Source organism: Chitinimonas naiadis, assembly GCF_054780835.1.
Genome location: NZ_BAAGVO010000005.1, coordinates 363,736 through 375,965, shown reverse-complemented (window position 1 = coordinate 375,965; position 12,230 = coordinate 363,736). Strand labels below are relative to the sequence as shown.

Here is a 12,230-nt window from a genome sequence, read left to right as displayed (position 1 = left end):
CCCTCCCCTTTGTCCGTCCCCGGGCAGCCTCGCATGAACGTATTCTTCGAAGAGAGCGGTGACTTCAAGGTCGCCGCCATCATGAGCGAATCTGACGCCAACCTGCAGGTCGAGGATGCGCGCGGCAAACGCAGCAAGATCAAGACTGCCGATGTCCGGCTGCGCTTCGACAAGATCGCCCTGGCCGACTTCATCCCCCAGGCGACGGCACTGGCGGCCGACCTGGACCTGGACTTCCTGTGGGAGGTTGCCGGCACCGAGGAATTCGGTTTCCTGGATCTGGCGCGCGAATACTTCAGCGCCAACCCGACGCCGCTGGAATCCGCCGCCATGTGCGTGCGCCTGCACGGCGCACCCATGTACTTCTATCGCAAGGGCAAGGGCCGCTACAAGGCTGCGCCGGAGGACAACCTCAAGGCCGCCAAGTCCGGCCAGGAGAAAAAGGCGCGTGAAGCCGCGCTGATGGCCGAATGGCAGGCCGAGCTTGTCGCCGGCAAGCTGCCCGAAGCGCTGCGCTCGCACATCAAGGCCCTGCTGCACCGCCCCGACAAGAACACCATCGAGTGGAAGGCCGTCGCCGCCGCCGCCGATGCCGCGCACAAGTCGCCGCTGCGCCTGCTGGAAAGCTGCGGTGCGATCCCGAGCGTGGAAGACTGGCTGCTGGACGGTTTCCTCAGTGAGTACTTCCCCAAGGGCACCGGTTTCCCGAACATCGAGTTGCCGACGGTCACGGCCGAGCTGCCGGACGCCGGCGTGCAGGCCTTCTCCATCGACGATGCCGCTACCACCGAGATCGACGACGCGCTGTCGGTCACCCGTCTGCCGGATGGCAATATCCGCGTCGGCATCCATATCGCCGCGCCCACGCTGGGCGTGCAGGCTGCCTCCACGCTGGAGCAGGTGGTGCTGGCCCGTTTGTCTACCGTCTACTTCCCGGGCGACAAGATCACCATGCTGCCCGACAGCGTGGTCGAGAACTTCACGCTGGCCGAGGGGCGCGACTGCCCGGCGGTAAGCCTCTACGTCACCGTCACACCGGAACTCGAGATCGTCGCGTCCGAGAGCCGGTTGGACCGTGTGCATATCGCCGCCAACCTGCGCCATCATGATCTGGACCCGGTATTCAACGAAGAGACAGTGGCATTGCCGGACGGCGGCCCTGACTACCGCTGGAAGGACGAGCTGCTGTTCCTGTGGCGCTTCGCGATCTCGTTGGAGATCGCCCGTGGCAAGCACGATCCGAATCGCGTTGAACGCCCGGACTACAGCTTTGCCATCGACCGCGACGAGGCCGGCGAGAAGCGCGTGCGCATCTATCCGCGCAAGCGTGGCAGCCCGATGGACAAGCTGGTGGCCGAGCTGATGATCCTGTGCAACAGCACCTGGGGCAAACAGCTCGCCGATGCCCGCATCCCCGCCATCTATCGTGCCCAGGCCATGGGCCGGGTGCGCATGACCACCCAGCCAGCACCGCATATCGGCCTGGGTGTGGCGCAATACGCCTGGGCCAGTTCGCCGCTGCGTCGCGCGGCCGACTTCATCAACCAGCAACAACTGCTGGCCATGCTGAGTGGTGATGCACCGCGTTATCCGCAGCGCGACCCCATGCTGTTCGCCGCCCTGCGAGATTTCGACACCACCTACAACGCCTATGCTGAGTTCCAGGGCCGCATGGAGCGCTACTGGTGCCTCAAGTGGCTGGAGCAGCAGGGCGTGAACGAGATCGGCGCGACCGTCATCAAGGAGAACCTGGTCCGTTTCGACGGTATTCCGTTGATCCTGCGCATTGCCGGCCTGCCCGAACTGGCTCGTGGCACCCCGGTCAAACTTCAATTGATCGGCACCGACTACCTGGACCTGGCGCTGGAATGCCGTCTGCTTGAAGCCGGCGAGCCGGTTGCGGTGGTCGAGGATGAGGAAGAAATCGCCGAAACGGCCGAGGCAGAGGCGGAAGCCGATCCGGAGCTGGCAGCCGAAGTGGCTGTCGTCGTCGCCGAGGAAGCTGCGGTGGCGGTCGAACCGCCGGCGGCTGGCTGAGATATCAAGGACAGTAGATAGCATGCGTCCCAGTAATCGTATCGACCATTTCCTACCGGTCCGGTTTCCGAACGGCACCCTGGTCAAGCAGTTCTCCAAGCCCTGCATCAAGTGCCAGCACATGTTGCATGCCCGCCATATGCATGGCATCGCCCGGGTGGTGGAAGCCCACCTGGCGCTGGCGGCCACGGCCCACTGCCCGGCCTGCCATGCGCGTTTCGGCATAGCATGCGTAATCGACGATCAGAAGCGCGTACGCCGCGTGGTGCTGCCGCACTTCCTGTTCAAGCTCTACCTGCGCAGCCTGCCGGAGAACCCGGCCGAACGCGCCGCGCATGAGCAGGGCCTCGCCCAACTGGCGAAGGAAGCCCCGCCGCCCGCGCCGGTGGTATCGAACGTCGACTACCCGCGCGCCGACACCACGCTGGGCCAGTACCAGGGCAAGCCCATCCCTGCCTATATCCTGGTGGATGGCCGCGAGATTCCGTTTGATCGTATCGAACCCGATGGCCGGGTCGGGCAGGGCGAGTACCTGCTCGATGGTTGTTTCGTCTATAAACCCGCCTGAACCTCCAAGAGTCGCCTAGATCCAGGCGGCCGATTTGCATTCTCACAAGGAAGACAACATGGCTAACCGCACCCCTCTCTTTGATGCCCACCTGGCTGCCAATGGCAAGATCGTGGACTTTGCCGGCTGGGAAATGCCGATCAACTACGGCTCGCAGATCAAGGAGCATGAGGCGGTGCGGACCGACGCCGGCATGTTCGACGTATCGCACATGACCGCGGTCGATGTGCGCGGTGAACGCGCCACCGAGTTCTTCCAGAAGCTGATCGCCAACGATGTCGCCAAGCTTGGCTTCGACGGCAAGGCGCTGTATTCCGGGATGCTCAACGCCGATGGCGGCGTAATCGACGACCTGATCGTCTACCGCACCAGCTGGGGCTACCGCGTTGTCATCAACGCCGGCACCACCGACAAGGACCTGGCCTGGATGAGCCCGATCGCTAAGGATTTCGGTGTCGAGCTGACCCCGCGTCGCGACCTGGCCATGATCGCCGTACAAGGCCCCAACGCCATCGCCAAGGCCAAGGCTGCCCGTCCGGATGCTGCCGCGCTGATCGACAGCCTGCAGGTGTTCGTCGGCCTGCCGCAGGGCGAGTGGTTCTTTGCCCGTACCGGCTACACCGGTGAAGACGGCCTGGAAATCTCCATGCCCGCCGTCGAGGCCATCCCGTTCTGGAACGCCCTGATTGCCGCCGGCGTCGCGCCGGCTGGTCTGGGTGCGCGCGACACGCTGCGCCTCGAAGCCGGCATGAACCTGTACGGCAACGAAATGGACGACAGCGTCTCGCCACTCGCCGCCGGCATGGGCTGGACCATCGCCTGGGAACCCGCCAGCCGCGATTTCGTCGGCCGTAGCGTGGTCGAGAAGGAAAAAGCCGACCGCGCCGCAGGTGGTACCTTGCTCAAGCAGGTCGGCCTGGTCTACGAAGGCAAGGGCGTGCTGCGCGGTCACATGAAGGTCGTTACCGCCGCTGGTGAGGGTGAGATCACCTCCGGCACCTTCTCCCCCAGCCTGCAGGTCTCCATCGCCATGGCCCGTGTGCCGCTGGCGGTCAAGGTTGGCGACGCAGTCGAGGTCGACGTGCGCGGCACGCTGCAACCGGCCCGCGTGGTGAAGATGCCCTTCGTCCGGAATGGCAAGAAGGTCTACGAGTAAGCAGTTCAGGCGCGGCGCCCGGCGCCGCGCTGTTTCATGTGTGTCCTTGCCTGCTAACCATAGCCAGTATTGAACAGCTCATGCCTGCCACCAAACTGCTCCGCCGCATCCTTCCCGCCCTGTTCCTGGCGGCGGGTCTGCACGCCAGCGCTGCCCTGCAAGCGGGCATCGACTACGTCGTCCTGCCCAGTCCACAACCCGTCGAGCAGGTCGGCAAGGGTGAGGTCATCGAGTTCTTCTCCTTCGGTTGCCCGCATTGCCAGCACTACGAGCCGTTTGTCGAAGCCTGGGCTGCCAAACTGCCGCGCGATGTGGTGTTCCGCCGTGAACATATCGCACCAAGCGGGCGCACTGACTGGTTGGGCTATGCCAAGCTTTTCTATGCGCTGAAAATGCTAGGCAAAAGCGAGCCGCTTGTCCCCAAGGTGTTTGCTACGGTCTCGGCCAAGCAAGTCGAATTGCGGGATGAAGACGCGCTGTTCAACTGGATCGCCAATCAGGGGCTTGATCGCAAGCAATTCATAGCCGTCTACCAATCCTTTGGTATGCAGGGACAGCTTAACCGCGTCAATGAACTGGGTCGTCTTCTGCAGGTCCGTAGCGTGCCCGGCTTTGTCGTCAATGGTCGTTACCTGGTACAGGTGCACGAAGGTGACGAAGACGGCCAGCGACTGTTCAGTACCATCAATGAACTGTTGGCAACGGATCGCGCCAAGGACAAGACTGCCGGCAAATAGGCCGGCTCCGCGATGAATATTGCCTATGCTGGGGTGACATCTCCCAACCCCTTGCAGGCGTTATGTTGCACGTGAAACATAGGCACCTGCCGCCCCGCCCGGCGGCAAGTGCTTGTAAGGGCAGCGGAACCCGCTACAGATTTGATAGAATCCGCGCCAATTCTTCCCGGCCAGGGCTTAAGACACCAGTTCCAGGCCGACCCCAAAACCTGGCGCCACCCGCGCCCAAGCAAATGGAAGCGACCCCATGAGCACCAATATTCCTAGCGATCTGAAATACGTAGCCAGCCACGAATGGCTGCGCGTCGAAGCCGACGGCGTCGTGACCGTGGGCATTACCGACCATGCCCAGAGCCTGCTCGGTGACGTGGTGTTCGTAGAAGTCCCGTCTGTTGGCGCCAAGCTGGCTGCCGACGGTGGCGCCGGCGTCGTGGAATCGGTCAAGTCCGCTTCCGATGTCTATGCCCCCATCGCCGGTGAAATTGTGGCCGTGAACGAAGTTCTGGCTGACACACCGGACATCGTGAACAGCGACCCCTACGGCGAAGGCTGGTTCTTCAAGATCAAGCCGGCCAACCCCGCCGACCTGGACGGCCTGATGGACGCCGCCGCCTACGGCAAGGAAATCGGGGCCTAAGCCCTACTCCCTCCCCCATCGGGGCGGGACATGAAACCCACCGGCCGCCACAAGCGGCCGGTTTGCCATTCCTGTATTTCGCCCTGCGCGATGAAACCTAAGGGTCATACCATGACGCCGTTGTCTTCCCTCGAAAACCACAACGAATTCATCCACCGCCATATCGGACCGGACGACGCCGAGATCACCAGCATGCTGGCGACCGTCGGATCCGATTCGCTGGACGGACTGGTGAAGGACACCTTGCCCGCCACCATCCTGGGCGGCACGCCCGTGGCGCTGCCGGATGCGGTGACCGAGGAAGCAGCGCTGGCCGAGATTCGTGCCATTGCGTCGAAGAATGTCATCGCCCGCTCCTTTATCGGCATGGGCTATCACGAGACCATCACGCCCAAGGTCATCCTGCGCAACGTGATGGAAAATCCGGGCTGGTACACCGCCTACACGCCTTACCAGGCCGAGATCAGCCAGGGTCGCCTGCAGTGCCTGCTGAACTTCCAGCAACTGGTGCTGGACCTGACCGGCATGGAACTGGCCAACGCCTCCCTGCTGGACGAAGCCACCGCCGCCGCCGAAGCCATGGCCATGGCCCGCCGCGTGTCCAAGTCCAAGTCCAACCGCTTCTTCGTCGATCGCGATGCCCTGCCGCAGACCATCGACGTCATGAAGACCCGTGCCGTCGCTTTCGGTTGGGAACTGATCTACGGCACGGCCGCAGAAGCCAAGGATCACGAAGTCTTCGGCGCCCTGTTCCAGTACCCCAACGTGAACGGTGAGATCGCCGAGCTGGAAGCCGCCGTTGCCGCCATCAAGGCCATGGGTGGCCTGGTCGCCTTCGCCACCGACCCGATGGCCCTGGTACTGCTGAAGTCACCCGCCAGCCTGGGTGCCGACATCGCCCTGGGTTCGGCCCAGCGCTTTGGCGTGCCCATGGGTTTCGGTGGGCCGCACGCCGCCTTCTTCGCCACCAAGGATGAATACAAGCGCTCGGTACCGGGCCGTATCATCGGCGTGTCGGTTGACTCCGCCGGTAACCCTGCCCTGCGCATGGCCCTGCAGACCCGCGAGCAGCATATCCGCCGCGAAAAGGCCAACTCCAACATCTGTACCTCGCAGGTACTGCTGGCCAATATGGCCTCGCTGTATGCCGTCTACCACGGCCCGGTCGGCCTCAAGCGCATCGCCGACCGCATCCATCGCCTGACCGCCATCTTCGCCGAAGGCCTCAAGCGCGTCGGTGTATCGGTCCAGACCCGTCACTTTTTCGATACCGTGGTGGTCGACCTGGGCGCCAAGGCCCATGCCGCCTATGAAGCCGCCCAGGCTGCCGGCTACAACCTGCGCCATGTGTCGAGCAGCCAGCTTGGCGTGAGCTTCGGCGAACGCTCCAGCCGTGCCGACGTGCAGGCCCTGTGGACCGCCCTGGTTGGCGACGCCGCCAAGGCGCTGGACGTGGAACTGCTGGACCAGGACCGCGTTGCCGCCCTGCCGGCCTCGGTACTGCGTACCGACGCTATCTTGACCCACCCGGTATTCAACGCCCACCACACCGAGACCGAGATGCTGCGCTTCATGAAGAAGCTGCAGAACAAGGATCTTGCGCTCGACCACGCCATGATCTCGCTCGGCTCCTGCACCATGAAGCTGAACGCCACCGCCGAGATGATCCCGGTGACCTGGCCCGAGTTCGGCGACATCCACCCGTTCGCACCGGCCACCCAGACTCGTGGCTACCTTGAACTGGTGGAAGGCCTGAGCGAACAGCTCAAGGCCATCACCGGCTTTGACGAGATCTGCATGCAGCCGAACTCCGGCGCACAGGGCGAATACGCCGGCCTCTTGGCCATCCGCCGCTACCACGAAGCTCGCGGCGAAGGTCATCGCAATATCTGCCTGATTCCGCAGTCGGCGCACGGGACCAACCCCGCCACCGCCCAGATGATGTCCATGCAGGTCGTGGTGGTCGCGTGTGATGACAACGGCAACGTCAATGTCGCCGACCTGAAGGCTAAGGCCGAGCAGCACTCGCAGAACCTGTCCTGCCTGATGATCACCTACCCGTCGACCCACGGCGTGTTCGAGGAAGCCATCCGCGAGATCTGCGACACCATCCACAGCCACGGTGGCCAGGTCTACATGGACGGCGCCAATCTGAACGCCCTGGTGGCGCTGGTGAAGCCGGCCGAGATCGGAGCCGACGTGTCGCACATGAACCTGCACAAGACCTTCTGCATCCCGCACGGTGGCGGCGGCCCCGGCATGGGCCCGATCGGCCTCAAGGCCCATCTGGCACCGTACATGGCCAACCACGTCGTCGCCCCGATCGACGGCCCGCACCGCGGCCAGACCGCCGTGTCGGCCGCGCCGTTCGGTTCGGCCTCCATCCTGCCCATCTCCTGGATGTACATCCGCATGATGGGTGGCAATGGTCTGAAGAAGGCAACCCAGGCTGCGCTGCTGAACGCCAACTACATGGCCAAGAAGCTGTCGGCCCACTACCCCATCCTGTACACCGGCAAGAACGGCCGCGTCGCGCACGAGTGCATCGTGGACCTGCGCCCGCTCAAGGCCGAATCCGGCGTGACCGAGGTGGATATCGCCAAGCGCCTGATGGATTACGGCTTCCACGCCCCGACCATGAGCTTCCCGGTGCCCGGCACCTTCATGATCGAGCCGACCGAGTCCGAATCCCAGGCCGAGCTGGACCGCTTCATCGACGCCATGGTCGCCATCCGCAAGGAAATCGACCAGGTGCAGGCAGGCGTCTGGCCCGCCGACAGCAACCCACTGCGCAATGCGCCGCATACCCAGTTCGCCGTCATCGGCGAGTGGGAGCGTCCATACAGCCGCGAAGTGGCCGCCTACCCGCTGGCCTGGGTGCGTGACAACAAGTTCTGGCCGAGCGTCGGTCGTATCGACGATGCCTACGGCGACCGTAACGTGGTCTGCTCCTGCCCCAGCATCGAGGCTTACAGCTAATATGTCGTAGGTCCAACCCCGGCCAGCTTATGCGGCCGGGGCGTGTTCCCGGTTTCGACCGCAAGCAAAACCCGGCAGTTGCCGGGTTTTGTACTCAGCAAGGACTGACCATGACCGCCCTGCCCGCCATCATGCAAGAACCCATCCAGGCCCTGCTGGATGAAGGCGATAAGCTGTTCGACAAGGGCAAGCTCGACGCCGCCCTGCTCAAGTACGAAGAAGCAAAAGCGCTGTTGCCGTCCGATCTGGAACGCTGGGAAGCCAGCACCTGGGTCCTCGCCGCCATCGGCGACGCCTGCTTCCTGAAGGAAGACCACCAGCGCGCCCAGGAAGCCCTGCTGCAAGCCAGCAACTGCCCCGAGGGCGCCACCAATCCCTTCGTCCAGCTCCGCCTCGGCCAGGCCGAATTCGAACTGGGTCGCCTCGACCAGGCGGTGATCGCCCTGAGCCTGGCTTTCGCCACCGGTGGCGAGGAAGTGTTCGAGGACGAAGACCCGAAGTACCGTGCCCTGGTAGTCAAACCCTGAGCATCGGCATCGCGTCGCGGTGATTCTGGCGCTGGTGATACGCCCGGCATAAGTCGGGCTCGCCGGTGGCGTCATATACCGTAGCAAGGGCCATCAGACCCGCACGAACGAAGATTGGCCCGTATTGCTCATCGGCAAGCGGCGTCTACTTGGGTCGCTTCGCGCTACCCTGCACCCTACCTGTCACGATCTCTGCCATGCTGACCTATGCGCTTTTTCTGTTGGCCTTGGGCAAGATTGATCACCGTATGGCGCGACGTTGGGATGCGCCGCTGGTCTACGCGCTGCTGGTCGGTGGTTTGGCGGTGTTCAGCGGGCGCTGGCTGGCGGCGTTATGGCTGACGCCTTTGGCGGGCCTGCTGGCCCTCGGGCTATTCACGTTGCTGCGCCACTTTGGCGACCATATCGTGCTGTGGCTGTTGATCCTGCTTGGCGGTACCTTGCTTTGCAGCGGCGTGCTGGCCGGTTTCCGCTTCTCGCTGGATTAGCCGTGTAGGGCGCAACCCCCGCAGGGCGTTGCGCCGTAGGGTTGGCTGGCAGCGTAACCCTACGTCGCCTCGACCTGCGCCAGCCACTGGCTGTAATCCTCCACCCCCCAATGCGCACCAGCGGAACGCGCGGCGGCCGGGCGTAGGCCGGTCAGGATGGCGGCCACCTTGCAGCCGGCGGCAAGGCCCGCCGTGATGCCCAGTGCCGAATCTTCATGCACCAGCGCCTGCTCGGGTTTGACCCCCAGCTTTTCGCAAGCCAGCAGGAAGGGGTCCGGGTGCGGCTTGCCACGGGCCACGTCCTCGGCGCCGACGATCACGTCAAAGCCCAGCGGCAGGGCCAGCTCCACCAGCGTGAACTCGATATTGATCCACGGGGCATTGGTCACCAGCGCGGTCTTGATGCCCCGCTCAGCCAGCCAGGCACGGTAATGCACGAAACCGGCGATGGCCTCGAGCTTGCCGCGCGCCATTTCATGGAACAGCCGCTCCTTGGCTATCGCGAGTGCCAGCGCCTCGTCGTCGGGCATGTCGCGACCGAAGACCGCCTTGAGCACATCCGTGGTACGTCCCGGCGCCAGGCGCGGGTCGCCGGCAGCGATACCCTTGCCGGTATGGGTACGGGCAAAGTCACTCCAGGCAGCATCATGCAAGGGGGTGGTGTCGGTGATGGTGCCGTCCATATCGAACAGCACGGCTTTGAAATCGAAATCCATGGGGCAACTCGCGGCATATGAAAGCCTGACCCATTCTTACGAGTAACTCGGCATCCGGCAACTACATGCTGCACGGCAACAAAAAACCCGGCCTGGGCCGGGTCTTGCTCCGTGCCCGATATCCATGCCAACGAGCATGAGCGAGGCTCCCTCGCGGAGGCGAGGGCGGGGGGAGTGGATGATATTAGCGGAGCGCGTTTCAGATATCGAATGCAGAGTAACACCCGGCTAGGCCGGGTGATGAACTGCCCGCGGGATCGCTGCGTCTTCCGTTTATTTCTTGAAACGAAGCTCAGCGACGCGGTCGGCTTCCACGCTGGTCGACACACCTTCCGCATCGGCACGCTCGAACACCTCGGCCAGGGTCTCGCCGATCTTGCGCACGTGGGCTTCCACTTCGCTTTCCGGCTTGTGCAGGTACTCGTAGCAGACCTTGATGATGCCGCCGGCGTTGATCACGAAGTCCGGGGCATACAGGATGCCCTTCTGGCGCAGCGCTTCGCCGATATCGGCAGTCGCCAGCTGGTTGTTGGCGGCACCGGCCACGATGCGTGCCTTCAGGCGACCCAGGGTGTTGGTGTTCAGCGTCGCACCCAGGGCACACGGTGCGTAGATGTCGGCCTGCACGTCATAGATGGAATCCACTGGCACGATCTCGGCGCCGAACTCGGCACGGGCGCGCTCCAGCGCACCCTGGTCGATATCGGCCACGACCAGCTTGGCACCGGCTTCGTGCAGGCGACGGGCGTAGTCGTAACCGACGTGGCCCAGGCCCTGCAATGCCACGACCAGGCCTTCCATGCTGTCGCGCTTCAGATGGTGCTTCACGGCGGCTTGCGCGCCGACAAAGCAGCCCAGGGCGGTGAACGGCGACGGATCACCCGTCTCGCCCAGGCCGGCGACAAAGCGGGTCTTGCGCGAGACATTGGCCATGTCGGCCGGGCTGGTGCCCACGTCTTCGGCGGTCACGTAGCGGCCACCCAGGCGCTCCAGTGCTTCGCCGAGGGCTTCGAACAGCGCCGGGGTCTTGTCGGTCTTGGGGTTGCCGATGATCACGCTCTTGCCGCCGCCAATCGGCAGGCCGGCTACGGCGTTCTTGTAGGTCATGCCGCGCGACAGGCGCAGCACATCGGTGATCGCTTCGCCTTCGGAGGCGTAGTTCCACATCCGGCAGCCGCCCATGGCGGGGCCGAGGTTGGTGTTGTGCACGGCCAGGATGGCCTTGAGGCCGGATTTCGGCTCGGAGACAAACACCACCTGTTCGTGGTGGTCGAAGTTCGGTTCGTTGAATACAAAGGCGGTCATGGCTTTTGGCTCCGCACGGTTGCGCTCGTCGGCGGCAAACCGGTAGGTCTGGCGCGCGGCACGCATCCCGTTCTAAGGCATGTTTTGGGACTGATGGAGGCGGCGATGACCGTCCCCACGGCGAGGCCGGCGATTGTGTCGCCAGCCGGCCGGCATCGTATAGCGAATGGCGCCCGCTTGGTAGTACGGGATAGCCCGGCTACAGGGCGGCCCGACAGTCGGCGGTAGGGCTAGCCGCTGACAAGTCCGTTTTCGAGCCTGGGCGGGGCTTCCTCGCGGTGGCGGGGGCGGGGGAGTGGGCTAAATCGTCAGGAGATCGTTGATATTTTGCTGCCTGTTAGCGCCCGGCTGCGCCGGGCGGTGAGCGGAGGCTTCATGTTTCGGAATTTGCAGATAATACCTAACGCCTGAAGGTGCCGAGCAGCACGCCCGCGCCGACGAAGGCACCACCGGCCAGCCTGTTGAACCAGCGCATGCGCGTCCCCTGCCGCAGCCACTGTGCGAGCCGGGCGCCACCGCCGGCATAGATGCACATCCAGCCGGTCTCGATCACGATAAAGCTCAGCAGCAGGATGGTCGCCTGCGGCGCCATGGGCTGGTGCTGGTCCAGGAACTGTGGGAAGAACGCCACCCCGAACAGGATGGCTTTGGGATTGGACAGCGCCACCAGCACCCCGATACGAAAACGCGCCCAGGCGCTGTCGGCATCAGGCCGGCCTTCGGTCTCCAGCTTGCTGTCCGCGCTGCGCCAGGTCTTGATACCGAGGTAGATCAGGTAGGCCGCGCCCACATACTTGATGATCTCGAAGGCATGGCTAGACGCCAGCAGGATGGCACCGAGCCCACCCATCGACGCCGACAGGATCACCGCCAGGCCTACCAGCAGGCCCAGCATGCTGCTGAAGGTCTTGTTCAGGCCATGGTGGATACCATGCGTCATCGCCAGCAGCATATTGGGACCGGGCGTGCCGGAGATGAAAAAAACAGCGGCGACGTAGGCGAGCCAGACGTTGAGTGACATGGTCAGATTTCCAAGGCAGGTAGGGCAACAAAAAACCCGGCACAGGCCGGGTTTTCTGG

At 63.9% G+C, this 12,230-nt stretch carries 11 protein-coding genes; 8 read left to right on the top strand and 3 right to left on the bottom strand.

The annotated features are described in order from the left end of the window. Positions 1-33 precede the first annotated feature (33 nt). The 8 genes from ACYVHK_RS17690 to ACYVHK_RS17655 all read left to right on the top strand — a co-directional run bounded on the left by ACYVHK_RS17690 (position 34) and on the right by ACYVHK_RS17655 (position 9,129). Positions 34-2,037, top strand: a complete 2,004-nt coding sequence (locus ACYVHK_RS17690) for a ribonuclease catalytic domain-containing protein (RefSeq protein WP_460534787.1) — start codon at positions 34-36, stop codon at positions 2,035-2,037. 22 nt (positions 2,038-2,059) lie between these two features. Then, complete coding sequence (locus ACYVHK_RS17685; RefSeq protein WP_460534785.1) at positions 2,060-2,605, top strand: hypothetical protein; 546 nt, start codon at positions 2,060-2,062, stop codon at positions 2,603-2,605. A 58-nt stretch (positions 2,606-2,663) separates the two neighbouring features. Further along, positions 2,664-3,761 (top strand): glycine cleavage system aminomethyltransferase GcvT, encoded by a 1,098-nt coding sequence (gcvT, locus tag ACYVHK_RS17680; protein ID WP_460534783.1) that lies wholly within the window; start codon positions 2,664-2,666, stop codon positions 3,759-3,761. An 80-nt stretch (positions 3,762-3,841) separates the two neighbouring features. Continuing rightward, positions 3,842-4,498, top strand: a complete 657-nt coding sequence (locus ACYVHK_RS17675) for a thiol:disulfide interchange protein DsbA/DsbL (protein WP_460534780.1) — start codon at positions 3,842-3,844, stop codon at positions 4,496-4,498. Positions 4,499-4,745: 247 nt separating this feature from the next. Next, positions 4,746-5,135 carry a glycine cleavage system protein H gene (gene gcvH / locus ACYVHK_RS17670; RefSeq protein WP_460534778.1) on the top strand — a complete coding sequence of 130 codons (390 nt, stop codon included), beginning with the start codon at positions 4,746-4,748 and terminating at the stop codon, positions 5,133-5,135. A 111-nt stretch (positions 5,136-5,246) separates the two neighbouring features. Beyond that, positions 5,247-8,114, top strand: a complete 2,868-nt coding sequence (gcvP, locus tag ACYVHK_RS17665; protein WP_460534776.1) for an aminomethyl-transferring glycine dehydrogenase — start codon at positions 5,247-5,249, stop codon at positions 8,112-8,114. A 110-nt stretch (positions 8,115-8,224) separates the two neighbouring features. Next, positions 8,225-8,641, top strand: coding sequence for a tetratricopeptide repeat protein (locus ACYVHK_RS17660; RefSeq protein WP_460534774.1), 417 nt, complete (start codon positions 8,225-8,227; stop codon positions 8,639-8,641). Positions 8,642-8,838: 197 nt separating this feature from the next. After that, positions 8,839-9,129 carry a hypothetical protein gene (locus ACYVHK_RS17655; RefSeq protein WP_460534772.1) on the top strand — a complete coding sequence of 97 codons (291 nt, stop codon included), beginning with the start codon at positions 8,839-8,841 and terminating at the stop codon, positions 9,127-9,129. Between the two features lie 59 nt (positions 9,130-9,188). Here ACYVHK_RS17655 and ACYVHK_RS17650 read toward each other — a convergent pair whose 3' ends face one another. The 3 genes from ACYVHK_RS17650 to ACYVHK_RS17640 all read right to left on the bottom strand — a co-directional run bounded on the left by ACYVHK_RS17650 (position 9,189) and on the right by ACYVHK_RS17640 (position 12,171). Beyond that, a complete protein-coding gene (locus ACYVHK_RS17650) occupies positions 9,189-9,845 on the bottom strand; it encodes an HAD family hydrolase (RefSeq protein ID WP_460534769.1) in 657 nt (218 codons plus the stop codon). 273 nt (positions 9,846-10,118) lie between these two features. Then, positions 10,119-11,150: a Glu/Leu/Phe/Val family dehydrogenase gene (locus ACYVHK_RS17645; RefSeq protein WP_460534766.1), complete on the bottom strand. Its 1,032-nt coding sequence runs from the start codon at positions 11,148-11,150 to the stop codon at positions 10,119-10,121. 400 nt (positions 11,151-11,550) lie between these two features. Continuing rightward, the gene (locus ACYVHK_RS17640) at positions 11,551-12,171 is read right to left on the bottom strand and encodes a LysE family translocator (RefSeq protein WP_460534764.1); all 621 of its coding nucleotides are present in this window, start codon (positions 12,169-12,171) and stop codon (positions 11,551-11,553) included. Between the last annotated feature and the right edge of the window lie 59 nt (positions 12,172-12,230).